Source organism: Streptomyces tubercidicus (assembly GCF_027497495.1).
GTDB classification, from domain to species: Bacteria; Actinomycetota; Actinomycetes; order Streptomycetales; family Streptomycetaceae; genus Streptomyces; species Streptomyces tubercidicus.
Window position 1 is genome coordinate 3060929 of record NZ_CP114205.1, and the last position, 26283, is coordinate 3087211.

The window sequence follows — 26283 nt, forward strand, 5'->3', positions numbered from 1 at the left end:
CGCCCCCTGTTCAGTACGTTCCCTCGACATGCGCCTTTGTTTCTTCTTCTTGGTTATCGTAGGCCGTCGCGCTCTTGATCAGGGCATCAGCTATTTCCTGTGTGCGCTGCTGGCCTTCCTTGCACCGGTCAGATATCTGGTCGACCGCAGCCTCGTAGGCCGAAAACACGATCTGGAATATGCCTGCTTCAAGGCGAGTGGCGCGCAGCCCCTCTACGGCATGGTGAAGTTTTCCCAGAGCGTCGCTCTGGTTATCCCACATGCGCGCTTCGGAGCGCAGCACATCGGTGACCACCTTGATGTCGGGATTTACCACGAGCCTGCTCCTTCAGAGGTTGTTGAGGCGACTGGGGTCGCGGAGGGCAGCCATCGCCTCGTCGAGCAGGCCGTCGAGCTTCTGCCCCTCCCCCTCCGCCTGCTCGGAAACACTGCTGCGGGCCAGGGCGGAACGCGCATCCGCGAGCGCCTCACCGAGGGCCCGGTTGATCTGGGTCACCGACGCTTTTGCAGCCCAACTCGCGTCCACGTCACACGATGCAAGGGATGCAGGGGTGAGAGTGATCGTCACGCGTCCGGCCGGATCCGATCCCGATGCCTGCGCTGCTTCGTCGGGAGCGATTTCGAAGCTGTTCGCAGCGCTCAGAGAGGAGATGACATCTTCCACGAGCTGGTCCAGCGGACGGGAAATCACGTACCGGGTGTCCCGCTCCTCTGGGACAGGAGTCCCGTGCGCCTCGGCGCGCGACGCCGGGGCGGCGCCCATATTCCCCCTTCCCGGGCTCGCATCCCAGGGGCCACTGGGAAAGTCCTGTGACCAGGTATCCATGAGTTCAGAATGTGCATTATGGGCAGCCTCGACCACAGCCATGCCGAGACCGCCGGACTTGCAACGCTTTCCCCAGTCCGAGGCGGCCGTTATGTCCTGCGGGAGCCCGTCACCGCCGACCGTGACCCGCACTGCACCCTGTGCGTCCGATCCTTCCGCCCTTTCAGGGCGGCTCCCTTGGATGCCGGAAAGCATGCCTTGGAGCTCGGCGGTGTAACTCTGGAACTGCTCCAGCTCCTGGCGGAACGCATTGTCCATGCGGCTTCATCCCCCCGTATGTCGGTACATTTCCACGCGTTCGCATGGCGAACTCAACGCGCCGACCGTAACAATGCCCACCACCCAGGCGCAGCGTCAGCCTGACGCATCATCACGAGGTTTCAGAATCTGCCAGAACCGTCCACCAAATGTTCACATGACTGGTAGAAATTTAAACGGCCGGGTCGGAAGCCAAGTCGCTGCAGAAGTAGCCAAGTTCGCTGAAGAGGCGGGCGACGCCCCGCCTGCTGCCCCTCCTCACGGTTGCCCCGGTCGGAGGACGAGGCACCGCGGAGTGCGGTGCCGTCGCCGCCGTGGACCTGCTGGAGGAACACCCGCACGCGTACCCGGCGTTCGCCCCCGTGATCGCCGCCGCACACGCTCACCGGGACATCCATATCCGCTCCTACGCCGATGACCTCGACGCCTTCACACCGGCGTAAGAGGCGGATCACGCCGTGCGCTACGTGTGGGGTCCCGGCACGTTGGCGACCGACGACAACGTGCCGGGAGGCGCGGCACCGGGGCATGCGAGCCCGGCAAGATCCAGACGAGCGGTCCTGGCTAGAGGACCAGCGACAGCAGCAGGACGCAGACGATCCCGACCACCGAGATCAGCGTCTCCATCACCGACCAAGTCTTCAGCGTCTGGCCGACGTTCATCCCGAAGTACTCCTTGACCAGCCAGAATCCGGCGTCGTTGACATGGCTGAAGAACAGCGAGCCGGAGCCGATGGCCAGCACCAGCAGCGCGGCGTGCGGGGTGGTCATCTCCGCGGCGAGCGGGGCGACCAGTCCGGCGGCGGAGATGGTGGCGACGGTCGCGGAGCCGGTCGCGAGGCGGATGGCGACCGCGATCAGCCAGGCCAGCAGCAGCGCGGAAATGTTCCAGCCCTTGGAGATGTCCAGGATCATCTGGCCGACCCCGGCATCCACCAGCGTCTGCTTGAAGCCGCCGCCCGCGCCGACGATCAGCACCACCCCGGCGATCGGGGCGAGCGACTTCTCGACGGTGGCGGCGATCCGGTCGCGGGTGAACCCGGCCGCCCGGCCGAGCGTGAACATCGCGACGATCACGGCGGTGAGCAGGGCGATCAGCGGCGAGCCGATGACGTCGAAGACCTTCTGGACCTGGTGCCCGGGGTCGTCGACGACGATGTCCACCAGCGCCTTGGCCAGCATCATCACCACCGGAAGCAGCACGGTGGCCACGGTGATCCCGAAACCGGGCCGCTTCGCCAGGTCGTCGGAGGTCCGCTCGGGCACCAGATTCTCCGGCGGCTGAATGTCGACCCAGCGGGCCGCGTAACGGGAGAAGACCGGACCGGCGATGATCGCGGTCGGGATGGCGACGACCACCCCGAGCGCGAGGGTGACACCGAGGTTCGCACCGACCGCGTCGATCGCCGCGAGCGGCCCGGGGTGCGGGGGTATCAGCCCGTGCATGACGGACAGTCCGGCCAGCGCCGGGATGCCGATCCGCATCAGCGAGAAGTTGCCGCGCTTGGCGACCAGCAGCACCACCGGGATCAGCAGCACGATGCCGACCTCGAAGAAGAGCGGCAGCCCGACGATCCCGGCGATCAGCACCATCGCCCAGGGCATTGCCGACCTGCCCGCCTTCGCCAGGATCGTGTCGACGATCTGGTCCGCACCACCGGAGTCGGCGAGCAGCCGCCCGAGGACCGCACCGAGCGCGATCAGCACCCCGGTGCCGGCGACCGTCGTGCCCAGCCCCGCCGAGAAGCTGGTGACCGTCTTGTCGAGCGGCGCACCGGCCACCGCGCCGAGCACCAGCGAGCCGATGATCAGCGACAGAAAGGCATGCAGCTTGAACTTGGTGATGAGCAGGACGATGACGGCTATGCCGGCCAGGACGGCGATGCCCAGCTGTGCGTGACCGGCCGTGGTGATCGGCTCGGCCGCGTCCGCTGCGAGCATCTCGACGCTGAGATGTGTCACGGCGATTCCCTTGATTGAACGACAGAGGGGGAAGTGGCGAAGGGGGCTGCTTTACGTGTGGGGGTGGGGAGTTGGGGGTGCGGGCGGGGCGTCCTAACGGGCACCTGCCGCATCCCTCGCGTGCAATGCCGCGACCGCCCGCCCGGCGATCTCCGCCGGGGTGCCGGCCACATCGACGAGGACGCCGGCCTCGTCGGGCCCGAGCGGTTCGAGCGTGGCGAACTGGGAGTCCAGCAGCGCGGCCGGCATGAAGTGGCCCCGGCGCTCGGCCATCCGCTCCTCGATCAGCGCGCGAGCGCCGGTGAGGTGCAGAAAGACGATGCCGGGGGCGGCGGCGCGCAACCGGTCGCGATAGGCGCGCTTGAGTGCCGAGCTGCTGACGACCCCGCCGCGCCCGCCCCGTTCGTGCGCCCAGGCCCCTATGGCGTCCAGCCAGGGGCCCCGGTCGGCGTCGTCCAGCGGGATACCGGCCGACATCTTGGCGATGTTGGCCGTCGGATGGAAGTCGTCACCCTCGGCATACGGGACGCCCAGCGCCTCGGCGACCAGCGGACCGATCGTGGTCTTACCGGTGCCGGCCACGCCCATCACGACGATCACGTCCGTCACGTCCGTCACGTCCGCTACGTCGATCACGTCGGGGGTGCTCATCCCGTGGTACCTCGCTGTCTTCATCGACCTCGTGCGGCGCCCACTGAACCCCATTAGGTACGACGTATTCAAGAGCTCGTGATGCAAACGTCATACTTAATTCGCCGGAGCCGGGAACGTAGGCTTGGCCCATGGAAAACGAGGGGAAGGGGCTGCACGCCCGCGTGCTGGAGTCCCTCGGACCCGCGATCACCGCGGGCGACTACCCTCCGGGCACGATCCTGCGCACGGACGAACTGGAGCAGCGCTTCGACGTCTCCCGCACGGTCATCCGCGAGGCGATCCGGGTACTGGAATCCATGCAGCTGGTCGCCTCCCGGCGCCGGGTGGGGGTGACCGTCCGGCCCACCGAGGAGTGGAATGTCTACGACCCGCGGGTGATCGGCTGGCGGCTGGCCGGCCGGGACCGCCCCCGGCAGCTGCGCTCCCTCACCGTGCTGCGTTCGGCGATCGAGCCGGTCGCCGCGGGCCTCGCCGCCCGGCACGCCACCCCCGAGCAGTGCGCCGAACTCACCGAACAGGCCATGGGCATGGTCGCCACCTCACGCGGCCAGCAGCTCGACGCCTACCTCGTCCACGACACGGCCTTCCACCGGGTCGTCCTGACCGCCTCCGGCAACGAGATGTTCGCCCGGCTCGGCGATGTGGTCGCCGCCGTCCTGACCGGCCGCACCCAGCACCGGGTGATGTTCACCGACCCCGACCCGGCCGCGGTCACCCTCCATGTGCAGGTCGCGGAGGCCGTACGGACCGGCGACGCGGCGCGGGCGGAGGCGCTGACCCGCGAGATCACCACCGGCGCGATGGCCGAACTGGACGTCCTGGCACCGTAGTTGACCACCGGGCGGCGGCGTATGGGACCGTCATCGACCGTGCGCGCCCGGCGGCTCCCCCGCTCAGAACAACGGCTGCTGCCCCGGGAACGGCGGCTCCTCCGGGTCGAACAGCTTCTCCGCGGGCGCCATCATCGGCGCCATCCTGCGCGACCCCGGGCAGGAGATCAGCTCCAGCACCGTCCGCCGTCCGGGCGGGTCATGGCGGGCGAAGCGGCCGCCGACAACGGCGATCTCTCGGGTGCAGACGGGGCACACACGGCGGGGTGACGACATGCCCTCAGTGTGACGCAGGCCCACGCGGCGCTCACAAGCCACCGGCCCTACTGGCGTCAGCGAAGGACCTGGGCGATCCGGCCTCGCAGGTTTGCGTCGCTGATGCTGTCGAGGTCGCGCCAGGCGGCGTCGATGACCTCTTCAGACTGGAGCTGGCCGACTTCGGCTTCGGTGCGGAACAAAAACCGGAAGTCGATGTGCTGGTGGTCCGGCTCGGCCTTGGCGGCGTTGGCATCGATCGGATGGATGTCGATGTGGACGGGGGAGTCGCCCACAGGGCTGACAGAGTCGGCGAGGATGCCGGTCTCTTCGGTGAGCTCGCGCCTGGCGGCCTCCCCGAGACTGGTGTCGGTGGATTCGAGGTGGCCGCCGGGCAGGAGCCACTTGCGGGTGGCGAGGTGGTGGATGTGCAGGATGCGCCCGTCCGGCCCGACAAGAACCGCGCCGGCGGTCGCATGACCACGGAACTCCTTACGGGAGGCGAGGTCGGCGCCGGCGTCCAGGAGGTCGAGAGGGATGGCCAGGCCGGACTTCTCCTCCGGGTGCTCGTAGAGGTAAGAGTTCACGGTGGCGCGGATGTGGTCTGCCGTGATGGCCATGATGATCACCTATTGAAGTAGGAGAGCCAGATTGCCGCGATCGCGGCACGGTCGGCCGCGGGAACCTCGTGCATGCCGGGGGCGAGATCTCCGCGAGTGAGCATCCTGATCGCGGCCAGGATCTCGGCCTGGACCAGGAAGATGAACGGCCCAACGCTGGCACCGTGCAAGAAGTTCACGGCGTTGCCGCCGTTCACCAGATAGAAGTAGTGGCCGGTGGTCTGGTAGCGGGTGACGTGGTCGCCGGCCATCGTGCGGTGGTAGACGTCCGGCAGTCCGCCCAACTCCAGTTCATCCTCGCTGGAGGTGACCGTGGCGACGTAGGCGCCGTTGCGGAGGTGGGTGAAGTCCTCCCCGTGCAGGGAGACGGCGCCGGTCGCGCAGAGCACCAGGCCCGCGTCGGTCAGCGCGGCCTCGCGGTCGCGGGCGACGGTGAAGCCCTGGGCCAGGGCCTGGGTACGGCGGACGGCGTCGATGTCGAAGACGGTGACCTGGACTCCTTTGGCGTGCAAGAGGCGGGCGATGGAAGAGCCGAGTTTGCCGAAGCCGATCACCAGGGCGGGGCGGCCGTGGAGGATATCGCCTCGTGCGCGCATGACAGCTTCGGTGGAGAAGACGACGGACTGGCCGACGAGGAAGTCCTCGGGATCCTTGAGCGGGGACCGGGCGACGGAGATCACCGGGCAGGGCAGTTTGTCGACTGCGTCGTAACGGCGGTGGCCGTTCTCCGTGTCCTCGATCACCCCGGCGAGGCGCCCGGAGAATCGGCCCGGGATGTCGGTGAGGGTGGGGGCGAAGTAGCCGCCGACGTCCAGTAGCGCGAGCGTCTCACCGGCTGCCCGGGATTCGATGTAGTCGAGCGCCGTGTCGGCGTCGGTGAACAGTTCGCGGGAGAGGGTGTCGACGGGGACGGCCTGCTCGACCTCGCGTTGGGCGGCTGCGGTGATGGATTTGGGCTTGGGCAGCACGGCTTTGAGACGGCTCATCGCGGCGACCGTGCGGACGAAGCCGGGCCGCTCGGGCAGCAGGTGGGTGACGAGGAAGGAAGCAGCTTGCTCATCGGGGGCGAACCGGGCAGCGATCTTCGTGAAATAGGCGTCCAGCCGGGCGCGTTCGAAGGATTCCATAGCATTGACCTCTCGTTCTTCAGCTCGGAGCCGTGCACGGGGGCTGTCAGGCAGTGCGGGCGAAGCCGACAGCAGCAGGAAATCGGCGGAGGCGGCGTCCAGGTGAGCGTTGACGGTGACGGCGCCGGCGGTGTGCGGCAGTGGGGCGGGGCCAAGGATCAGGAACATCCAGGCACCCAGCGAGACCAGGAGTCCAGGGCCCGGACCTTGTGAAGGAGTGCCGGTCAGCCCAGGTGGTCCTGGCTGCCGGGGAACCCGGCCTTGAAGCGCGACCAGACGATCTTGCCCAGCGGCTCTCGGTCCTCGACACCCCAGCCGTCGGCGAGTATGTCGACGATCCTCAGGCCCCGCCCGGTGGTGTCGGTGTCCGCAGGGTGCTGGATTGCCGGCTGCGGTTCGCGGCTGCCGCGACCGTCGCGGCTGTCGTGTACTTCCAGGCGTACGAAGTCTTCGTCGGCGTCCAGCCGCACCAGGAAGCCGTGGCCACGCTTCGTGCCGTGGAGGAGGGCGTTGGAGGCCAGTTCGGAGACACACAGCCGGACATCGTCAGCTGGTGCGTCCAGCCCCCATGCCTTCAGAGTCATGGCGGCGAAGTCGCGGGCCAGGCTGATCGATTCGGGCTTTGCTTCGAAAAACTTCTGTGTCGCATCCACCATGGCGGGCCTCACGTGGTCTCTGTGGCCAGGGCAGGAGCCGGCCCCGGGCTTCGGCGGCGAAGGGCTGCGGAGGGCGGGCTGGTCGGCCCGTGACCGGAAGGGCGAGGGCTGCGGGGTCCGCGGACCAGCAGCAGCCGTGAGCCGACCGCCTCAATCTGTTTCTGCCGTTCACCGGCTATCGCCTTCGTGCCCAAATGGGAAGCCGCCGGTGCAACGACGCCATAGGTGTCCGGCAGAGCGAGCACGTCCAGCAGACCGGTGAACGCCCCCGAACCGTTCGTGGCAGAGCGTTCGGTGAACAAACCGGATAGCACCAGCTCGTGACTGCGGCAGTACTCGGCAAGCGACGCCATCAGGGCCTCCTGCCGGGCGGCAGAGACCTGCACCAGCCGCAGAAAGCCGAAAACGACCGGCCCGCTGACCCGGCGATGCTCGGTGAGGGGTTCCATCGATGACCGTCCAAGTGCTCGGGGACGTGACAGCACTTGAAGCCTGGCCCGGTCTGCTTCAGCGGCCAATGACCCTCTGTTGTACTTCCGTTGCACTTGCGTCCCCTGCCGCCACGCATCGTGCTTCGATGACGAACAGAAGGGAGCGACGCGTGGCGACCGTGCACCACTGGACCGGCCTGGAAGCCCGGGCATTACGTCTCGCACTCCGGCTGAGCGTCCGCGCGTTCGCCCAGCACTTGGGCGTCGGCGTCCGCACCATCTCCAAGTGGGAGAAGCTACTGGCCACAACGGAACCACGGCAGGACACCCAGGCCATCCTGGATACTGCCTTGGCCCGCTCGGACACCGCCGTGCATCTGCGCTTCGAGACATTCCTGTCCGAGGCCGGCCGGCACGGCCAGTGCAGCGGCAGACGCATCACCAGCAGCGGCCCGAGAGCCTGGGAATACGAAACGTGGACCGACGACCTGGACCGGACCGTCGTGGCCCTCTCCCGCCAGAACTTCGCTTTCGCCGACAACCTGCTGGACCGGTGGCTGACACGCTTCGATCCGGCCGATCTGGACGACAAAGGCAGGTACTTGGTCGCCCGCTCAACAGCGCTGATGGGTGATCTCCAACGAGACCAAGGAGCCGTCCTCGGCCCGCTGTCGGCCCAGCACTCCTATGCCGGTGCCCGCTCGCTGTTCACCCAGCTCGACATTCCTCGCCGCATCGCCCAGCTTGACCTGTCCCTCGCCGTGGTCGCCGAGATGTCCGGCAAGCTGGAGACAGCCGCCCGCCATTACGAGACCCTGGCCGTCGACGACAGGCTCTCCCGCCGCGACCGGGCCAGAGCCCGGCTGTGGGTGGGCACCGCGCTGAGCAAGGGCGGCAACAACGACTACGCCGCCCGGGTCATGCGCGCCGCGACGCGCGAGTTCGAGGAGCTGGCCGAGCCGGACGACTGGTCCGTCGCCCACCAAAAGCTCGCCCTCGCCCACCGCGGCGTCGGTGACATCACCCAGGCCCTGCACTTCATCGACATCGCCCGTAGCACCGGAACGACCGACTCACCAATGCAGCAGGTCCGGCTGGACACCGCCCACGGTCACATCCTGCTGTCCGACCCTGCCACCCGGGATGATGGTCTGCATGTGCTCGACGCCGCCGCGAAGCTGGCCGCCAAGTTCGGTCTGAGTCACCAGTTCCGCAGCATCGAGGGCATCCGGATGACGAGCGAGGGGGCCTTGGGCCCCCGGCGGTGACCAGGGAGAGACGCGAGTGACGGACAACGAGCGGGCCATTACCGAAGGCCAGCGACAGCGGGCCAAGCTGATCTGGGACTACCACCAGATGCACCACGAGGTGCGGCCCACCGACGCCGCCATCGGCCTGGGCAGTCACGACCTTGGTGTCCCGGCTTTCTGTGCAGAGCTGTACCGAGCCGGCCTGTTCCCCACTCTGGTGTTCTCCGGCGGCTCCAACCCCACCGCCCCCGAGCGCTTCCCCCGCGGCGAAGCAGTGCACTTCCGCGAGCATGCGCTCGCCCTCGGGGTGCCTGCGGACGCGGTTCTGCTGGAGCCCGGCGCGAGGAACACCGGGCAGAACGTCACCCTCTCCCGCGAAGTCCTGGTTGCCGCCGGGATCATGCCGAAGACTGTGTTGCTGGTCTCCATGCCTTATATGGAGCGACGCGCCTATGCCACTGCCCGCAAGGTGTGGCCCGAGGTCGAGGTGATCTGCGCCTCGGCTCCCCTGGAGTTCGATGACTATCTGAAGACGATCGGCGACGAAGAACTCGTCGTCCACCAGCTCGTCGGCGACCTGCAGCGGGTGATCGAGTATCCCCGTCTCGGGTTCGCCATCGAGCAGGTCGTTCCGGAGGACGTGCGGGGCGCATACGAATCGCTCGTCCACGACGGCTTCACCAGCCGCCTCCTCGCTCCCTGACCTGCCGTCTCCGGACGGGCTGTGCGCGCTGACTTGGCACCCCGTCGTGCCCGCCCCCCTCAGAACGCATCCGTCGGCACATACGTCCCCCACACCCCCCGCAGCGCATCGCACACCTCGCCCACCGTGGCCCGCGCGCGCAGCGCCTCGCGCATGGGGTAGAGGACGTTGTCCGTCCCCTCGGCGGCCTTCCGCAGATCGCCGAGGGCCGCCGAGACCGCACGGGCGTTACGGCGGTCCCGGAGCACGGCCAGCCGCTCGACCTGCTGGGCCTCGATGGCGGGGTCGACCCGCAGCGGCTCGTAGGGCTCCTCCTCGTCCAGCTGGAAACGGTTGACGCCGACCACGACCCGCTCACCTGCGTCCGTCTCCTGCGCGATGCGGTAGGCGTTGCGCTCGATCTCGTCCTTCTGGAAGCCCCGCTCGATGGCGGCCACCGCGCCGCCCATGTCCTCGACCCGCCGCATCAGCGCCACGGCCGCCTCCTCCACGTCGTCGGTCATCGACTCGACGGCGTAGGACCCGGCGAACGGGTCGACGGTGGCGGTCACATCGGTCTCGTACGCGAGCACCTGCTGGGTCCGCAGCGCGAGCCGGGCCGACTTATCCGTGGGCAGGGCGATGGCCTCGTCGAAGGAGTTGGTGTGCAGCGACTGGGTGCCGCCGAGCACGGCGGCCAGCCCCTGGACGGTGACCCGGGCGAGGTTCACCTCCGGCTGCTGGGCGGTGAGCTGCACTCCCGCGGTCTGGGTGTGGAACCGCAGCATCATCGACCTGGGGTTCTCCGCGCCGAACTCCTCCCGCATCACCCGGGCCCAGATCCGGCGCGCGGCACGGAACTTGGCGACCTCTTCGAGCAGCGTGGTGCGCGAGACGAAGAAGAACGACAGCCGGGGCGCGAAGTCGTCCACGGCCATCCCGGCGGCAACGGCCGTCCGCACATAGGCGATGCCGTTGGCGAGCGTGAAGGCGATCTCCTGCGCGGGTGAGGCGCCCGCCTCGGCCATGTGGTAGCCGGAGATGGAGATGGTGTTCCACCGGGGGATCTCGGCCCGGCAGTACTGGAAGATGTCCGCGGTCAGCCGCAAAGACGGCTGCGGCGGGAAGATATAGGTGCCCCGCGCGATGTACTCCTTGAGCACGTCATTCTGGATGGTCCCGTTCAGCTGAGCGGCCGCCACCCCTTCCTCCTCCCCCACCAGTTGATAGAGGAGCAGCAGCAGTGCGGCAGGGGCGTTGATCGTCATCGACGTCGACACCCGGTCCAGCGGGATGCCGCCCAGCAGCACCCGCATGTCCTCGACGGAGTCGATGGCCACCCCGACCTTGCCGACCTCGCCGGAGGCGATCGGGGTGTCCGAGTCATGCCCCATCTGGGTCGGCAGGTCGAAGGCGACGGACAGCCCCGTCGTGCCGTGGGCGATCAGCTGCCGGTAGCGGGCGTTGGATTCGCGCGCGGTACCGAACCCGGCGTACTGCCGCATCGTCCAGGGCCGCCCCGTATACATCGACGGGTACACCCCCCGGGTGAACGGGTAGCCGCCGGGCGCGCCGAGCCTGCGCTCGGGGTCCCAGCCGTCCAGTGCCGACGGCCCGTACACAGGCTCGATGGGCAGACCGCTCTCGGTGTGCCGCACACTGCCCGACTCGTGCGCCATGGGTGTACGCCTCCCACTGGGTGACCGGTTCGTCCGGGTTTCCGCCTTGCTCACAGCATGCCCGCAGGTTCGCCGCACCGCAGCACTGGGAAGAGTCACCGATGGCCGGTCGGGCCGCCGAGATCCGGGGGTTGCGCATGCAGCGGAGCAGGGGAAGACGTACGGCGCCGGCGGTGGCCGCGGTGCTGGTGGTGGCGGCGCTCGCGGTGGGCTGCCGCCCGGTATCGGTCACCGGCGCGGCCGGTTCCCCGGACAGCAAGGGCGCCCGCTACGCCCCCACCACCCCCGCTCCCCCACCACTGGGCCGCGACAAACCCCCCGCCCCCGCCCGGCACGCCACACAGCCACGCCCCGCCCACCACAGACCGAAGGCCCCCAGGCCACTGATGGCCCCGGGCTCACGCGGCGCGCAGGTCCGCGAACTCCAGGCACGACTGTCCCAGCTGAACCTCTTCGACCGCACCCCGACGGGCTACTACGCCTCGGTCACCACCACAGCGGTCCGCGCCTTCCAACGACGCCAGGGCCTCCCCCGCACGGGCACCGTGCAGCCCGCCCTCTGGCGCGCCCTGCGCTCCCAGACCCACCGCCCGTCCCACACCCAGCTCCACCCGCCCACCACCCGCCCGGTCGGAACCCCCGACGCGCGCTGCATGAGGGGCAGGGTGATCTGCATCAGCAAGCGGACCAACACGCTCACCTGGATGGTCAACGGCCGGATCGTCTCGGCAATGGACGTCCGCTTCGGCTCGCAGTACACCCCCACCCGCGAAGGCACCTTCCACATCACCTTCAAGAGCCGCCACCACATCTCGACGCTCTACCACACGCCCATGCCCTACGCGATGTTCTTCAGCGGCGGCCAGGCCATCCACTACAGCGCGGACTTCGCCGCCCACGGCTACCGAGGCGCCTCCCACGGCTGCGTAAACGTCCGCAACAAGTCTTCGCTGGCCACCCTCTTCACCACAGCCAAGCCAGGCACCAAGGTGGTCATCCACCACTAGCCGCAGGAAACCAGCCGACCCCAGCCACACTCTTTGACCGAAGCGATAATTGAGCAACCCCCACGCACAGCAACCACCTGCGCGAAAGCGGCGCCGGCTTAGGCGCAAAGAAGGGGGCGCGGGCAGGGCCGGGGGAACGTGCCCTGCCCGCGCCAGATGCGCTGAGCCGTGGGTACGGGGGGAACCCCGGCTTCTCGCGCGGCCGATGACCAGTCGGCTCATTCAGTACTGCGTCACCGGTTCAAAAAACGTCACACCTACGGGGTGCCGGGTTCGCTCGGGCTGACGAGTCCGGGGTTCGCGGTGGTCGCCGGGGGCGCGAGGGGCGGGGTGGACGTGCCGTCGCCGGGGCTGGTGCCGGGTGCCTGGGAGGGGTGTGCGTCGTCGTCCTCGTCGCCGCCGCCCGAGTTGCCCCCGCTGTGTCCGCTGCCGCCGCTGCCGAAGCCGTCGTCGCCACCGGAACCGCCGGATCCACCGTCCTGGTAGCGCGCCAGATAAGCCCGGCAGAAGAGATGCACCTTGTCGGCGCCGCCCGCCTTCTGCTCAAGGCGCCGCAGCGTGTCGCGGTCCATGTCGTCCCGCTTGCCGGATTCATAGCCCTGGCAGAGGGCGAGCAGCACGTTCTTCTGGCCGCCGTGGCCGGGTTGCCGGGTGCTGTCGCCGCCCGGTCTCTCGTCGCCTCCGCTACCGCCGCCGGGGGTGCCGCGGCCGGGTTTCCTGGTGGCGCCGGAACTGCTGCCGGGTGCGGGGGTGCCGGTGGGGCCGGATGACTCCCGGCCGGGGGTGGGGTCGGGGGTGTGTCCCGTGGTGCCGTCGGTCTGGGCGCCGGGCTCGCGGGTGTCGAGCGGGCCGGGGGTCTCGGCGGCGGAGACGCTGGAGGCCGGGTCGGGTTTGCCGTCCCGGAAAGGGCTGGGCAGCACGCCGGTGCCGGCTCCGACGGCGACGCCGCCGATGGCGCAGGCGGCGAGGGCGACGGCGAAGCCGCGCCGGAGGGGGCGGCCGAGGCGGGTCCCTCCGGCGGGGCCGGTGGCGCGTGCGGTGCGCCCGGCCGGGAAGGCTTCGGCGGCGGCGCGGTTGCGGGCGCCTGCGCCGCGGTGCGCGGCCTGCCGGAAGGCGGCGACGGCGGCCTCTTCGCCGGGGAGTTCGGCGGTGCCGGGCGCCTTGCCGCCGAGCGCGGCGGCGGCCTGCAGGAGCTGTTCGAGTTCGCGTGCGCCGTCCCCGTGCCCGGCACCGACCTGTTCACCGCGCAGCAATCGCTCCGCGGTGTCCTTGTCGAGCCAGTTGTACCGGTCGTCGGCCATCACATGTCCTTCTGCGTTCGTGCGGCCGTTTCCGTCACACCTGGTACGTACGATTCCGCCACGCCGTCGCGGCGCCTTCTGCCCTGTACGGGCACCCCACTCACCGTTCCACCACCTCGGCGCCGACCCGCTGCGGGCGGGCCGGAGGAGGCGTCTTCTTGCTGGTCGGCGCCGTCTTTGCCGCCGTCCTGACCGCTGCCCCGAGGTCCGTCCCGGCCGCTGTCCGGCTGCTCGCCGAGGAGCTCGGCGAGCCGTCGCAGCCCGCGGTGTGCGGCGGTGCGCACCGCGCCGGCCCGTTTGCCGAGCACCTCTGCGGCGCTCTTGGCGTCGAGCCCGACCACCACCCGCAGGACCACGGCCTCGGCCTGGTCCTGCGGCAGCCGGGCTATCAGCCGCATGGTGCTGCCGGTGCCCAGGGCTTCGAGCGCCTCGCCCGCGGTGTCGGACGCGCCGGGGGTGTCGGCCAGTTCGCTCTCGTCGCCGCCGATCGCCGGGCGGCGGCCGCGCATCCGGATGTGGTCGAGGGCGCGGTTGCGGGCGATGCGGGCGGCCCAGCCGCGGAAGCGGTCGGCGTCGCCGCTGAAGCGGGCGAGGTCACGGGTGATCTGAAGCCAGGTTTCGGAGGTGACATCCTCTACGTCCGGTTCGCTCACCAAGGTCCGTACATACCCCAGAAGTCGGGGATGTACGGCGCGGTAGACGGTACGGAAGGCCGCCTCGTCGCCGCCCTGCGCCGCCTGCACGGCCACCGTCAGCCGACGGTCGTCCGGCTGAATGTCGTCCCCTCGCACGGGTCCATCCTGTCGCACGCGGAATGTCCGCCGCCCGGTCCTTGCTGCATTGTCGCTTCGCCCGGCCACGTCACCGGCCCTGCTCCGCCCGGGGCGCCGGAGCTGTGCCGGCTACCGCGCGCCGCCGGCCCGGTCGGCCGGAAACCCCCGGTAACCCGGATGTTCCTGCTGACCGTAACGCGTCAGCCGCCGCGCTCCGTACCCGGGAGGGGCGCACCGCCGGCTCGGGCGGGGCCGGCGGTCCGGGCACGCGAAGCGGCCGGAACACCCGCGAAGCACGCGCCCGGCCCGCTCCGGAAACCCTGACCAGGACGGCGCTTTCGGGCCGCCGCCGACGGGCGCGAAACCTGCTCCCACCGGCGCGGACCCGCACGTTACGGGCCACTCCGGGCCCGCGTCCAGACCACTAGCCGTACGCCTGCCCGTACCCCGTGTGACGCTTTCGCGCCGTCTGACGCTGTACCGGATAGAGGGCCGTCACGGCCCTTCGCGAACGACGGCCGGGGCCTCTCCTGTGGGGGGTGGCGGCCCCGGCCGTCCTCGTTCTCTCACCTGATCTCTCACCCGTTTCTTACCGGGCCGGCGCTCACACCCGGTTGGCCAGCGCCTTGAATTCCGTCCAGGACAGGGCGGGGGTCCGCGGGTCCCAGGTCTTCTGCGCCAGCGCCGCCAGCGGCAGCCGGATTCCGGCCGCCACCTGCGCCGCGGTCTGTGCCTGCGCCCGGTCGCACCAGATCGCGAAGCGCGCCCCGGGGATCCGGTCCGGGCCCGTCATGTTCGCGGACACCGGCACCGGCCGGGTGCCGCGGATGACCAGCGGGGTCCAGCTCTCGTAGATCCGCTGGCCGGTGGGGTAGACGAACTGGTTGGGCTGGCCGAGGACGTAGTAGAGGTACTCGTCGTTGAAGTTCATGACGTTGCGGCCCTCGCGCAGGAATGCCTCGGGCGGACGGTGTCCGGCCTCCTTGCCGGTCCAGTAGTCCACCATCCGGTTCTTGTCGGCGGACGCCTGCGGGCTGGTGAAGAAGCCGTCGTTCCACGCCTCGACGCGGTTCTTGCCCTTGGCCTCCACGGTCTTCTGCCGGTCGTTGAGCCAGCCGGTCGTCAGGTCCTCGATGGTGCCGTTGGGCCCGTACTTCTGCCGTGCGGCCCGCGCGAGCTGCGGGTACCTGGCGGCGGGGTCGGAGGACATCAGCGCCTGGTACTCGTCACCGCCCAGGTGCCAGTACGCCGGGGCGCCCTTGGGGTTGGTGAACAGCTCGCTGAACTCGCGCAGCAGCGAGTCGATCAGCGGGGCCGCCTTGGGGTTGGAGATATCGATCGCGCCGGTGATCACCCGGCCCTGTGCGTTGCGCAGCTGGAGCTCGGGATAGTGGGCCAGGACGGCGCCCAGGTGGCCTGGCGAGTCGAGTTCCGGGACGACCGAGATGTGCAGAGTGCGCGCGAGTGCGACGATCTGCCGGATCTGGGCCTTGGTGAGATGGTCGGCGGAGACGATCTCGGGGTGGGTGGTGCTCTGGATGCGGAAGCCCTGGTCGTCGGAGAAGTGCAGCTGGAACTGGTTGAGCTTGAGGTCGGCGATCTCCCGGAGCCGGGCCTCGATCCAGTTCTGGGTGAACGGCTTGCGGGCGTTGTCCAGTGACATCCCGCGCTGCGGACGGCCCGGCCGGTCCTGGATGGTGCCCTCGGGAAGGCCGCCGGCCGCGTGCACGGCCTGCTTGACGGTGCGGGTGCCGTAGAAGATTCCGGCGTCGGTGGGGGCCGTGAGAGTGAGCCGGGTTTCGTCGGCGGTGAGGGTGTAGGTCTCGTCGGCGGCGTCCTGGACGGGCACATTGTTCGCCTGGTGTGCGGCGTTCTTGCCCGTCAGCTTCACCTCGATGTCGCCCGGCCGTACGGTCTGGTCGCCGTAGACGAGGCCCAGTCCGAGGTCGTTGGCCATCCGCTGAGCCTCGTCGGCGACATTGCTCTTCTCGCCGGCCGGTACGACCACCCGGGCCCCCTTGGAGGGCCGCCAGCCGCGGCCGTCGGCCCGGCGGAAGTCGCGTACGGCGGGGATGACCTGCGGTGTCCCGGTCACGGGAGCCCAGGACGGGGTGGCTGCGGCGGAGGGGTTGACCTTGGCGCTGGTGCTCCCGGGCGGCTCGGTGTCCGCGGTGCCGGAGCACCCGGCGAGCAGCAGGGCGGCGGCGAGCGCCGTGGCCGGCAGCGCGGAGCGGGCCGCCGGGCCCGTGCGCCGCGTCGGCCGGGTCACGGGGTGCGGGGAGGCCGAGGGCCGTGGGGCGCGCAACGGCCGCATCGGGTTCGACATCGTGCAATCCTCACTTTTCGGGGCGAAGGCATTGCCAGGTATGCGGAGCCGGTCGTTCGCGAACGCGCGAAGGCTCTCCCATACGGGTGAAATTCGCGCATCCGTCGGACAGTGGTCGCCAAGCGTCGTTAGCGTGGCGCTTCCTTCGTCACCCCTTTCACAGGGCTCTCCCGGAACCACCGGATACCGCCGGGGTGTCGTCGCATACGCACCACTGCCATACCCGCCGCCGCTTCGTACGCGTCCCGGCTTCGGTCCGCTTCTCCCCCAGCTTCCTTCAGACGCCCGTCCCGCACCTGTCGAACCGACCTATTCGCATCCGTCCGAGGAGCCCACGTGTCCGGTGACATCCCGGCCGCCCGGCCGACCGCGCTGCACCCTCCGCAGCCCCCGCGGCGCGGCATATCGCCACGGGCCGGCGGCGCAGTGCCGCGCCCCCGCACCGGGGGCATCGGACTCGTCCGCTTCAACGCCCTCCCCGAGGAGGACGCCCTGGCCGCGCTGCTGAGCTGCTGCGGCAGCCGCCGCTGGGCCGAGCGGGTCGCCGCGCACCGCCCGTATCCGGATCCGGAGTCCCTGCTCGCCGCGTCCGACGAGGCGTGTTACCACCTGGCCCCGGCCGAGCTGGACGAGGCACTCGCCGGGGAGTCGCTCTCCCCGCAGCCGCTCGTCGGCGCCCATGGCCCCGGCCTCCGGGCCGCCCAGACCGCACTGCACGCCGCGCACGCCGAGTACGAGCGCCGCTTTCGCCATGTCTTCGTCATCTGCCTGGACGGCTGTCCCGACGAGGAGCTGCTGGACCGGGTGCTGTCCGGGATCCGCACCCGGCTGGGCAATGAACCGGACGAGGAGCGGGCGGTCGCCGCGGACGAACTGCGCCGGCTGGTCCGCGGGCGGCTGATCCGGATCACCGCCGCCGGCCGGTGACATATCGCGGCGTGTGACCTGGAACCTTACGGTTCGTGTGCGTGTGATAGCCCGTTGGTGCCTGTTTGATCACACCTGAGGACCCCGGCGCAAGGAACCGACAAGGCGTCGCTACGATGTCCAGGGCCGGTGGACCGTACCCGGCCGGGCCCGACCGACAGAGAAGCCGGCTGGCCCCAATCCCCGCTCCCGGAGGGTTTTTCCGTGCCGGCTGGAACGCTGTACCGCGGCCGGGAAGGCATGTGGTCCTGGGTGGCTCATCGAGTCACCGGCGTCCTCATCTTCTTCTTCCTGTTCGTTCACGTCCTCGACACCGCACTCGTCCGCGTCTCCCCCGAGGCGTACGACGACGTCGTGGCGACCTACAAGACACCGATCGTCAATGTGATGGAGTACGGCCTGGTGGCCGCCATCCTCTTCCACGCGCTCAACGGCCTGCGGGTCATCGCCGTGGACTTCTGGTCCAAGGGCCCGAAGTACCAGAAGCAGCTGCTGTGGACCGTTGTCGGTATCTGGGTCGTCCTGATGGCCGGTGCCTTCTACCCCGTGCTGCAGCACACCCTGCGCACGCTGTTCGGGAGCTGACGCGAGATGTCTGCTGAAACCACCTCCGCAGGTGCCGCCGCGACGGACAACGTGCCGCTCTACGACGTGGACCACCCCGCTCCGGTCATTGAGCCGCCGCGCAAGCGCACCGGCAAGACCCCGAAGTCGACCCGTACGAACTTCGAGCTGTACGGCTGGCTGTTCATGCGGCTGTCCGGCATCGTGCTGGTCGTCCTGGTCCTGGGCCACCTGCTGATCCAGCTGGTCCTCGACGGCGGCGTCTCCAAGATCGGCTTCGCGTTCGTGGCCGGCCGCTGGGCCTCGCCGTTCTGGCAGGTCTGGGATCTGCTGATGCTGTGGCTCGCCATGCTGCACGGCGCCAACGGCCTGCGTACGGTCATCAACGACTACGCGCAGCGGGACAACACCCGCTTCTGGCTGAAGATGCTGCTGTACACCGCGACGGTGTTCACCGTCCTTCTGGGCACGCTGGTGATCTTCACCTTCGACCCGAACATCTCCTAAGGCCGGGGCTGACTGGAACCATGAAGATCCACAAGTACGACACCGTCATCGTCGGCGCCGGCGGCGCGGGCATGCGCGCGGCCATCGAGTCGACGAAGCGCAGCCGCACCGCGGTCCTGACGAAGCTCTACCCGACCCGCTCCCACACCGGCGCCGCCCAGGGCGGCATGGCCGCGGCCCTCGCGAACGTCGAGGAAGACAACTGGGAGTGGCACACCTTCGACACGATCAAGGGCGGCGACTACCTGGTCGACCAGGACGCCGCCGAGATCCTCGCGAAGGAGGCCATCGACTCGGTCCTCGACCTGGAGAAGATGGGCCTGCCGTTCAACCGCACGCCGGACGGCACGATCGACCAGCGCCGCTTCGGCGGTCACTCCCGTAACCACGGTGAGGCCCCGGTCCGCCGGTCCTGCTACGCCTCGGACCGCACCGGCCACATGATCCTCCAGACGCTGTACCAGAACTGCGTCAAGGAGGGCGTGGAGTTCTTCAACGAGTTCTACGTGCTCGACCTGCTGCTCCAGGACGTCGACGGCGTCAAGAAGTCCGCGGGCGTCGTCGCGTACGAGCTGGCCACCGGCGAGGTGCACGTCTTCCAGGCGAAGTCGATCATCTTCGCGTCCGGCGGCACCGGCAAGTTCTTCAAGGTGACCTCCAACGCGCACACCCTGACCGGTGACGGCCAGGCCGCGGCCTACCGCCGCGGGCTGCCGCTGGAGGACATGGAGTTCTTCCAGTTCCACCCGACGGGCATCTGGCGCATGGGCATCCTCCTGACCGAGGGTGCGCGCGGCGAGGGCGGCATCCTTCGCAACAAGGACGGCGAGCGCTTCATGGAGAAGTACGCGCCCGTCATGAAGGACCTGGCCTCGCGTGACGTCGTCTCGCGCTCCATCTACACGGAGATCCGTGAGGGCCGCGGCTGCGGTCCGGAGGGCGACCACGTCTACCTGGACCTGACGCACCTGCCGCCGGAGCAGCTGGACGCCAAGCTCCCGGACATCACCGAGTTCGCGCGGACCTACCTCGGTATCGAGCCCTACACGGACCCGATCCCGATCCAGCCCACCGCGCACTACGCCATGGGCGGCATCCCGACCAACGTCGAGGGTGAGGTCCTGGCGGACAACACCACCGTCGTGCCGGGCCTGTACGCGGCCGGCGAGGTCGCCTGTGTCTCGGTGCACGGCGCCAACCGCCTGGGCACCAACTCGCTCCTGGACATCAATGTCTTCGGGCGCCGGGCCGGTATCGCGGCGGCGGAGTACTCGGCCACGGCCGAGTTCGTCGAGCTGCCCGAGGACCCGGCGAAGCAGGTCATCGACCAGGTCGAGCGGCTGCGCAACTCCACGGGCAGCGAGCGGATCACCGAGATCCGCAAGGAGCTCCAGGAGACCATGGACGCCAATGTGATGGTGTTCCGCACCGAGCAGACGATCAAGTCCGCCGTGGAGAAGATCGGCGAGCTGCGCGAGCGCTATCTGAACGTGTCCATCCAGGACAAGGGCAAGCGGTTCAACACCGACCTGCTGGAGGCCATCGAGCTGGGCAACCTCCTCGACCTGGCCGAGGTCATGGCGGTGTCCGCGCTGGCCCGCAAGGAGTCCCGCGGCGGTCACTACCGCGAGGACTACCCCAACCGCGACGACGTCAACTTCATGCGGCACACCATGGCGTACCGCGAGGTGGGCGCAGACGGCGCCGAGTCGATCCGCCTCGACTACAAGCCGGTCGTGCAGACCCGCTACCAGCCGATGGAGCGTAAGTACTGATGAGCACCCCGACTCTCGACAAGCACTCCGCGGCACTGGACGCGGCCGAGGACGGCGCTTCGCATCTGATCACGGTCACCTTCCGGATCCGCCGGTTCAACCCGGAGGTCTCGGAGGACGCCAGCTGGGAGGACTTCCAGCTGCAGATCGACCCCAAGGAGCGCGTCCTGGACGCCCTCCACAAGATCAAGTGGGAGCTCGACGGGACGCTGACCTTCCGTCGTTCCTGCGCCCACGGCATCTGCGGCTCGGACGCCATGCGGATCAACGGCCGTAACCGTCTGGCCTGCAAGACGCTGATCAAGGACATCAACCCGGAGAAGCCGATCACGGTCGAGGCCATCAAGGGCCTCACCGTGATGAAGGACCTTGTCGTCGACATGGAGCCCTTCTTCCAGGCGTACCGGGACGTGATGCCGTTCCTGATCACGACCGGCAACGAGCCGACCCGTGAGCGGCGCCAGTCCGCCGAGGACCGCGAGCGCTTCGACGACACGACGAAGTGCATCCTGTGCGCCGCCTGCACCAGCTCCTGCCCGGTGTTCTGGAACGACGGCCAGTACTTCGGCCCGGCGGCGATCGTCAACGCGCACCGCTTCATCTTCGACTCGCGCGACGAGGGCGGCGAGCAGCGCCTGGAGATCCTCAACGACAAGGACGGCGTCTGGCGCTGCCGGACGACCTTCAACTGCACGGACGCCTGCCCGCGCGGTATCGAGGTCACCAAGGCCATCCAGGAAGTCAAGCGGGCGCTGATCACCCGCCGCTTCTGAGCCCGGCGGCGATCCGGGTCCCGACCCGCTCGCCGAGCCGCGCCGGCACCTCCCGAAGGGCCTCGCCTCCGTACCCCCGGAGGCGGGGCCCTTCGGCATGGGTGCACGCCCGCTCCTTCGCCGGATACACGAGCACCGGCGGCAGCGCCTCGTCCACCAGCGCCACCGGCACCGCACGGCAGAAGTACGACGGCACGAACACCAGCCCCCGCCCCGCCAGATACAGATCCCGCTCCACCGGATAGCCGACCTCCAGCACCGGCGGCCGCCAGCGCATCACCGGCCCGAACGTCCGCAGCATCGCCTCCGCCCCGGCCTGCGCCAGCGCATGCCTGCGCAACTCCCGGTCCGCACCGACCCGTTCGGCGATCCGCGACCAGCTCGGCGCCACCGCTCGATGGTGGTACGTCCGCAGACTGCGCGCGAGATGCCGCAGCGCGGCCGGCTCCCCGTCCGCGATTCCCCGCACCCAGCCCGGCAGCGCCCGGTGCCCCGACAGCAGCACCAGCTCGGACCGCAGCCGCTCCCGCGGGGTGCTCATCACGGCCTCCAGGCCGGGCTCCACCCCGTCCAGTCCCGCGAACGGCGTGAGGAAGTCAGGAAAGTACCCGTACCGCGGCACCAGCGGCAGCAAGGTCCGCAGCGGCCCCGGCCCGTGCCGTACGGCATGCTGCCGCCAGGCGGCCAGCGCCGGCTCGGCCCGCCCCTCCCGCAGCGCATGCAGACTCAACACCGTTTCCCATAACGGGTCGGCCCCCTCGGCCACCCGCGTACGCGCCAGATCCTGCGTGGTGAAGTGCACTCGCAGCATGTTGTGTCCCCCTGGGTTGGCGCCGGCTCCCCTTGCGGCGTGGACACGAGGATCGGTGCGACGGGTGGGCTGCCGCAACCGGAACTGGTGGGTAGGGGTGGGGAGTTGATGCCTGGGGTGAATCGGGGGCTGGGTGGGGGCGGTGGCGCGGTGGGGCTGTCGGGGCCGGTGGGGCTGGTGGGCTGGTGTGGCCGGTGTGGCCGGTGGGGCTATCGCTTGGGCTATCGCTCGCCCTCAAGCACCTTGTCCAGGAAGGCGTCCAGGTTCCGTACGGTGCGCGCAATCCGCTCCTCCAGCGGCAGCGTCTCCTCATGCCGCCCGGCGAGCTGGGACCGCTTCCGTCCCCGCACGTAGAGGGAGCAGGCGAGGTCGGCACACAGATACGTGCCCACGGTGTTCCCCTGCCGCCCTCGCGGCCCGGCCCGGCGCGCGGCGAGCAGGCTGACCCCGGAACCTGGGTGCCCGGTCACACACCGAACACACCGTCGTCTTGGTAAAGCTCCGCCGCACCCCCTGCGGCACCCGCAACGTCACCCCGGTGATCCCGTCACCCCGCGGCGCCACCAGATAACTCCGGTCCGGCGCCCCCGGATCCCGCCACCCCAGGAAATCCAGGTCATGCCAGGGAAGTTCAGCCAGCCCCACGGGCAGATTGATACGGCTCGCCTCCCCCTTCGAGCAATTCACAAAGGAGGCACGTATTGCTTTTTCACCTACGGGGTCCATAAAACGAGAAGCTAACAGCGGGTCCGGGACGGTGTCGCCGGAATTTCGCCGCCCCGCACGGCCAAGAGCGGCGCCGCACGGATTCCGCACCGGTATCGCACGGACACCGCACCGCCACCACCGCTGCCGTCACCAACCCGGCTGATGCGCCCCCGACTTGAAGATCCATGCCTGGGTCGCCTTCCGGGCGAGCCCGGCCCGCTCGGCCCTCGCCAACGTACTCTCCGGCCAGCGGCGTCCGGCCCCGTTGACCGCCGGCATCAGCGGCGCCCCGGCCGGAATACACAGCGCGACAAAGAACCTCGTGCGTGATGACCTCTTCCGGTGGACTCAGCCCCAGCTCTGGCCGCTGGCGTTCTTGCGGCGGCGGGACACCACGACGATGGCGATGACGGCGCCGATGACCACCAGAGCGCCGAGGCCGATGCCGCCGTAGAGGAGGGCCTTCTTCATCATCTCCTTGCCGCCCATCGGCGGGTCGGCGTCCTGCGCACCCGCGTCCAGCTGCGCTGACGCCTTGCCCTTCGGCATCGGCAGCGGGCCCTCCTTGGAACCGGCGGGGATGTCCTTCCGCAGGGCGGGGCCGGGCTGGATGTAGCCGTAACCGTAGTGGGCGTCCGGGAGCTTGAGGTCCTTCTGGTCCTTCGGCAGGCCGGCGGTCTTCACCAGACGGTTGGCGATCTGGCCGGGAGTGAGGTTGGGAAACTTCTCCTTGAGGAGGGCGGCTGCGGCGGAGACGTAGGCGGTGGAGCCCGAATTGCCGTTCTCGGTGTGGTAGCTGGAGTCGCTCTTGCCCGTCGCGGCCGGGATCTTCACGCCAGGTGCGAGCAGGTCCATGTCGGAGTTGTAGTTGTTGAACTCAGCCGACTTGCCGTACTCATCGACGGCGCCGACACCGATCACACCTGGACAGCCCACCGGATAGTTCTTCTCGGTCGCCGATTCGTTACCCATACCGGCCACCACCACGGCGCCCTTGGAAATGGCGTAATGAATGGCTTCGCACGTATCCGCCGAACGGCCCTCGGTGTAGGACATGTTGATGACGTCAGCGCCGTGGTCCGCTGCCCAGCGCGTGGCCAGCCCGGAGTTCTTGTACTCCGGAACGGGAAGGATCTTGGCGTCGGGCGCCAGCCCCTTGACGCCCTCGGAGCCCCCCGGACCGTGGCCGTGGCCCGCGATGATCGCCGCCATGCCGGTACCGTGGTCGAGGACGTTCTCACCCGGCTCAAGGTCCTGGGCTCCCTCTTCCTGAGTCGCCTTTCCGAAATCCGGCCCGGGAAGGAACTGCCCCTTCAGGTCCTGGTGAGTCTTCCGAAAACCGCTGTCGAGCACAGCCACCGTCACGCCCTTCCCGGTGGCGTCCTGCCACAGCTGCTCGGCCCCGAACGCCTCCAGCGGCCACAGACCCTTGCGTGTCTGATCTGCGGAGGCGGTACCGCTCGCGGTGATGAGCAGCGCGCCGGTCAGCGCGGCACCCACCGTCGCGCGCAGTGTTCGGGTGACCCTCATGCTTGGCTCCTTCTCGCTGTGCTGTCCGGGCGGCAGTGTTCCATCAGTAGAGAAGCCCCGCACCCTCGGGTGCGGGGCCACTCCTTACCAACCGCCGTACGACGGTGTCGGTGTCGGTGTCCTACTCGATGACGCGGGGCGCCACATTGCGCTGCGGCGTCCAGGTCTCTTCGTCCTCGACAAGGTAGTCGGGGCGCTGACCAGTGGTGCGCTCCTTCTCCTTCTTGTCCTTGCCCTTGGCTCCGGCAGCGCCCATGCCCGCCTGCTGGCCGCCTCGGCTGCGGTGCAGACCCGCGCCGCCCTGCTTGGCGCCGCCCGCAGGACCACCGGGCTTGCCAGCCATGCCGCCCGGGGTACGCGCCTGCGCACCGCCTCGTCCGACCGCGCCCATCTTGCCGCCCTTGGCGCCGCCTGCGCCGGCCGCGCCCGGCATACCGCTACGCATACCGCCGGCGCCCGGTGCGCCACGGCCACCACCGGGCCGCAGGGCGCCCCCTGGCATACCGACGGGGCCCAGCGGCATCCCGCCGCCCGGACCACCGCCCGGACCGCCAAACACGCCGTGTCCGCCGCCGGACGGGAGACCGCTGTGACCCGCGGAAGCCGAGGGCGGGGTCATCGTGCTGCCCTGCACGCTGTCGAGTCCGGTCTGTACCGGGAGTTCCGGCCGACTGATGCTGGGGCCGTCGAATCCGGCCGGGACCGCTCCGCCGCCGGCACCGTTGGGGTGGTGCGGGGTGACCGAGGACGGATCCGGGTGGAACCTGTCAGCCGTGTCAGGCATCCGCACCGGAGGCGGGTGCGGGGTGTTCGAGGGCTCCTTCGGCCAGTCACCGTGGAGGCCGTCGTCGCCGTCATCGACCCAGATCTTGGCGCGTCCCGTGTAGTGGTGCGCCAGCTCATCCATCACGATGACGGCCTCGACCTGGCGCTCCTTGGTCAGGGACAGTTTGTCCCGGTTGAGCTCCAGCGCCTGGCGGGCGTCCATCTTCGGGTTCGCCATGTCCCGGTGGAACTGGGAGTCGTCACCGTTGTCGTCCGTGAAACGGTCCCACTTGCCCGGATTATGGATCTTGGACATGGCGGTCACGGCCTGGCGCAGGTTGTGGGCGAGCCCGACCTCCGGGCCCGACTCACGCGAGCCGATCAACGACGCCTCGGCCTTCCGAGCATGCCGGTACGTCTTGTCGATCTTGTTGAGCACCTGGGTGGCTTCCTTGCGGAACGCGTCGGCCGCCGAGCCCTCCCAGTGCGCCGTCGCGTGATCGACCGCATCCATGAACTTCTTACGGATGCCGCCCTGACCGTCTTGCCCACCCAGCAGATCGGCAGACTTGCGCCAGTGGTCACCAGCGGCCTCAAGCGTGTCCGGCTTGGCGTTCTCGATCATCTTGCGGAGCGCGTCGATGCCGTGGTGATGGAAGTCGGAAGGAGAGTGCGGGATCAACCTCTCGCCCTTGAAGGACTTCAGCTTGTCTTCCCGCTCATGCGCATCGCGCTCCGCCGCCTCCTTCTGCATCCTCTCGCTGACCTGTCGGCTGTCGTTAGCTTCCATGGGACTAACCACGGCGGCCCCCGTTCATCGTCATCCCTCTCGCCCTCATCCCTGCGTCGCCTTGGAAGGTCAGCCGTTCATCGAGGCCTTGGTCTCGTGATCCTGGTCCTCATAGGCACCGCGGCTTGACTCAGTCTTCTCGCCGAAATTGTGGGTGAGGTCCTGGAGCGCCTTGACGACGTCCTTCAGATACGTCTGCATACGGTCATGGGCGTGGGAGACTTCCTCCGCTTCGCCAAAGTTGATCCCGAATGCCGACTTCGGGATGTTCGTGCCGTACTCGACCTTCTGCCCGGTTTCATTCATGTCGTGCTGAAGGCTGCGAAGTTGACGCACGACGCCATCCAGCTCGTCCAGATCAACCTTGAAGTGCTTACCCATGACTGCCCTCCCCGTTCCTCACTCGTCCCCCTCGCACCGCCCGCACAGCCGTCACGGTAAGGACAACGTAAAGTCAATAAATACTAGGGAGTTGCCCCCCGATACTGCAAGATCG

At 69.2% G+C, this 26283-nt stretch carries 27 protein-coding genes and 1 pseudogene; 10 read left to right on the forward strand and 18 right to left on the reverse strand.

The features are described 5' to 3' along the window. Positions 1 to 10 precede the first annotated feature (10 nt). Both STRTU_RS13040 and STRTU_RS13045 read right to left on the reverse strand, forming a co-directional pair. Positions 11 to 316 carry a type VII secretion target gene (locus tag STRTU_RS13040; RefSeq protein ID WP_159743695.1) on the reverse strand — a complete coding sequence of 102 codons (306 nt, stop codon included), beginning with the start codon at positions 314 to 316 and terminating at the stop codon, positions 11 to 13. Between the two features lie 12 nt (positions 317 to 328). Continuing rightward, a complete protein-coding gene (locus STRTU_RS13045; protein WP_159743696.1) occupies positions 329 to 1084 on the reverse strand; it encodes an ATP-binding protein in 756 nt (251 codons plus the stop codon). Between the two features lie 314 nt (positions 1085 to 1398). On the opposite strand from STRTU_RS13045, the gene STRTU_RS13050 reads away from it, so the two are divergent. After that, complete coding sequence (locus STRTU_RS13050) at positions 1399 to 1527, forward strand: hypothetical protein (RefSeq protein WP_269777354.1); 129 nt, start codon at positions 1399 to 1401, stop codon at positions 1525 to 1527. A gap of 121 nt (positions 1528 to 1648) precedes the next feature. Here the strand turns inward: STRTU_RS13050 and STRTU_RS13055 are convergent, their stop codons facing one another. After that, on the reverse strand, positions 1649 to 3046 hold the full coding sequence (locus STRTU_RS13055; RefSeq protein ID WP_159743697.1) for a GntT/GntP/DsdX family permease: 1398 nt from the start codon (positions 3044 to 3046) through the stop codon (positions 1649 to 1651). A gap of 93 nt (positions 3047 to 3139) precedes the next feature. Further along, positions 3140 to 3697, reverse strand: coding sequence for a gluconokinase (locus STRTU_RS13060; protein ID WP_159743698.1), 558 nt, complete (start codon positions 3695 to 3697; stop codon positions 3140 to 3142). A 131-nt stretch (positions 3698 to 3828) separates the two neighbouring features. Between STRTU_RS13060 and STRTU_RS13065 the strand changes: the two genes are divergently transcribed. Then, on the forward strand, positions 3829 to 4530 hold the full coding sequence (locus STRTU_RS13065; RefSeq protein WP_159743699.1) for a FadR/GntR family transcriptional regulator: 702 nt from the start codon (positions 3829 to 3831) through the stop codon (positions 4528 to 4530). A 63-nt stretch (positions 4531 to 4593) separates the two neighbouring features. On the opposite strand, the gene STRTU_RS13070 is transcribed toward STRTU_RS13065, so the two are convergent. The 5 genes from STRTU_RS13070 to STRTU_RS13090 form a co-directional block, all read right to left on the reverse strand. Next, the gene (locus STRTU_RS13070) at positions 4594 to 4806 is read right to left on the reverse strand and encodes a hypothetical protein (RefSeq protein ID WP_159743700.1); all 213 of its coding nucleotides are present in this window, start codon (positions 4804 to 4806) and stop codon (positions 4594 to 4596) included. Positions 4807 to 4862: 56 nt separating this feature from the next. Beyond that, on the reverse strand, positions 4863 to 5405 hold the full coding sequence (locus STRTU_RS13075; protein WP_159743701.1) for an NUDIX hydrolase: 543 nt from the start codon (positions 5403 to 5405) through the stop codon (positions 4863 to 4865). Positions 5406 to 5410: 5 nt separating this feature from the next. Beyond that, on the reverse strand, positions 5411 to 6532 hold the full coding sequence (locus STRTU_RS13080; RefSeq protein WP_159746893.1) for an NAD(P)-binding domain-containing protein: 1122 nt from the start codon (positions 6530 to 6532) through the stop codon (positions 5411 to 5413). Between the two features lie 224 nt (positions 6533 to 6756). Beyond that, a complete protein-coding gene (locus tag STRTU_RS13085; RefSeq protein WP_159743702.1) occupies positions 6757 to 7188 on the reverse strand; it encodes an ATP-binding protein in 432 nt (143 codons plus the stop codon). 8 nt (positions 7189 to 7196) lie between these two features. Further along, the gene (locus STRTU_RS13090) at positions 7197 to 7637 is read right to left on the reverse strand and encodes a hypothetical protein (protein ID WP_159743703.1); all 441 of its coding nucleotides are present in this window, start codon (positions 7635 to 7637) and stop codon (positions 7197 to 7199) included. Positions 7638 to 7789: 152 nt separating this feature from the next. Between STRTU_RS13090 and STRTU_RS13095 the strand changes: the two genes are divergently transcribed. Next, a complete protein-coding gene (locus STRTU_RS13095) occupies positions 7790 to 8887 on the forward strand; it encodes a hypothetical protein (RefSeq protein WP_159743704.1) in 1098 nt (365 codons plus the stop codon). 16 nt (positions 8888 to 8903) lie between these two features. After that, positions 8904 to 9572, forward strand: a complete 669-nt coding sequence (locus STRTU_RS13100) for a YdcF family protein (protein WP_159743705.1) — start codon at positions 8904 to 8906, stop codon at positions 9570 to 9572. Positions 9573 to 9631: 59 nt separating this feature from the next. Here STRTU_RS13100 and STRTU_RS13105 read toward each other — a convergent pair whose 3' ends face one another. Then, entirely contained in the window at positions 9632 to 11230 is a 1599-nt protein-coding gene (locus tag STRTU_RS13105; protein ID WP_159743706.1) for an acyl-CoA mutase large subunit family protein, read from the reverse strand. A gap of 173 nt (positions 11231 to 11403) precedes the next feature. Between STRTU_RS13105 and STRTU_RS13110 the strand changes: the two genes are divergently transcribed. Next, positions 11404 to 12237, forward strand: a complete 834-nt coding sequence (locus STRTU_RS13110; protein WP_174878858.1) for a L,D-transpeptidase family protein — start codon at positions 11404 to 11406, stop codon at positions 12235 to 12237. 257 nt (positions 12238 to 12494) lie between these two features. Here the strand turns inward: STRTU_RS13110 and STRTU_RS13115 are convergent, their stop codons facing one another. From STRTU_RS13115 to STRTU_RS13125, 3 genes are all read right to left on the reverse strand, one after another. Continuing rightward, positions 12495 to 13538, reverse strand: coding sequence for a hypothetical protein (locus STRTU_RS13115; RefSeq protein WP_159743707.1), 1044 nt, complete (start codon positions 13536 to 13538; stop codon positions 12495 to 12497). After that, entirely contained in the window at positions 13538 to 14329 is a 792-nt protein-coding gene (locus STRTU_RS13120) for an RNA polymerase sigma factor (RefSeq protein WP_371873587.1), read from the reverse strand. Before STRTU_RS13120 ends, STRTU_RS13115 begins: the two co-directional genes overlap by 1 nt. Before the next feature lie 586 nt (positions 14330 to 14915). After that, positions 14916 to 16637: a beta-N-acetylhexosaminidase gene (locus STRTU_RS13125; RefSeq protein WP_159743708.1), complete on the reverse strand. Its 1722-nt coding sequence runs from the start codon at positions 16635 to 16637 to the stop codon at positions 14916 to 14918. A 402-nt stretch (positions 16638 to 17039) separates the two neighbouring features. Between STRTU_RS13125 and STRTU_RS13130 the strand changes: the two genes are divergently transcribed. The 5 genes from STRTU_RS13130 to STRTU_RS13150 all read left to right on the forward strand — a co-directional run bounded on the left by STRTU_RS13130 (position 17040) and on the right by STRTU_RS13150 (position 21183). Then, entirely contained in the window at positions 17040 to 17564 is a 525-nt protein-coding gene (locus tag STRTU_RS13130; protein ID WP_159746896.1) for a 2-oxo-4-hydroxy-4-carboxy-5-ureidoimidazoline decarboxylase, read from the forward strand. A 204-nt stretch (positions 17565 to 17768) separates the two neighbouring features. Next, entirely contained in the window at positions 17769 to 18149 is a 381-nt protein-coding gene (sdhC, locus tag STRTU_RS13135; RefSeq protein ID WP_085924814.1) for a succinate dehydrogenase, cytochrome b556 subunit, read from the forward strand. Positions 18150 to 18155: 6 nt separating this feature from the next. Further along, positions 18156 to 18635: a succinate dehydrogenase hydrophobic membrane anchor subunit gene (locus STRTU_RS13140; RefSeq protein ID WP_159743709.1), complete on the forward strand. Its 480-nt coding sequence runs from the start codon at positions 18156 to 18158 to the stop codon at positions 18633 to 18635. A gap of 20 nt (positions 18636 to 18655) precedes the next feature. After that, positions 18656 to 20410, forward strand: coding sequence for a succinate dehydrogenase flavoprotein subunit (gene sdhA, locus STRTU_RS13145; protein WP_159743710.1), 1755 nt, complete (start codon positions 18656 to 18658; stop codon positions 20408 to 20410). Beyond that, positions 20410 to 21183 (forward strand): succinate dehydrogenase iron-sulfur subunit, encoded by a 774-nt coding sequence (locus tag STRTU_RS13150; RefSeq protein ID WP_159743711.1) that lies wholly within the window; start codon positions 20410 to 20412, stop codon positions 21181 to 21183. Before sdhA ends, STRTU_RS13150 begins: the two co-directional genes overlap by 1 nt. Here STRTU_RS13150 and STRTU_RS13155 read toward each other — a convergent pair. The 5 genes and pseudogenes from STRTU_RS13155 to STRTU_RS13175 all read right to left on the reverse strand — a co-directional run bounded on the left by STRTU_RS13155 (position 21167) and on the right by STRTU_RS13175 (position 26168). Then, the gene (locus STRTU_RS13155) at positions 21167 to 21994 is read right to left on the reverse strand and encodes a hypothetical protein (protein WP_246240432.1); all 828 of its coding nucleotides are present in this window, start codon (positions 21992 to 21994) and stop codon (positions 21167 to 21169) included. The two genes, STRTU_RS13150 and STRTU_RS13155, sit on opposite strands and share 17 nt — an antisense overlap. A gap of 221 nt (positions 21995 to 22215) precedes the next feature. Beyond that, positions 22216 to 22720: pseudogene (locus STRTU_RS13160) on the reverse strand (FBP domain-containing protein). A gap of 330 nt (positions 22721 to 23050) precedes the next feature. Continuing rightward, the gene (locus STRTU_RS13165) at positions 23051 to 24232 is read right to left on the reverse strand and encodes a S8 family serine peptidase (protein WP_159743712.1); all 1182 of its coding nucleotides are present in this window, start codon (positions 24230 to 24232) and stop codon (positions 23051 to 23053) included. A 121-nt stretch (positions 24233 to 24353) separates the two neighbouring features. After that, positions 24354 to 25787 (reverse strand): hypothetical protein, encoded by a 1434-nt coding sequence (locus tag STRTU_RS13170; protein WP_246240438.1) that lies wholly within the window; start codon positions 25785 to 25787, stop codon positions 24354 to 24356. A 69-nt stretch (positions 25788 to 25856) separates the two neighbouring features. Next, on the reverse strand, positions 25857 to 26168 hold the full coding sequence (locus tag STRTU_RS13175; protein ID WP_159743713.1) for a hypothetical protein: 312 nt from the start codon (positions 26166 to 26168) through the stop codon (positions 25857 to 25859). Positions 26169 to 26283 lie beyond the last annotated feature (115 nt).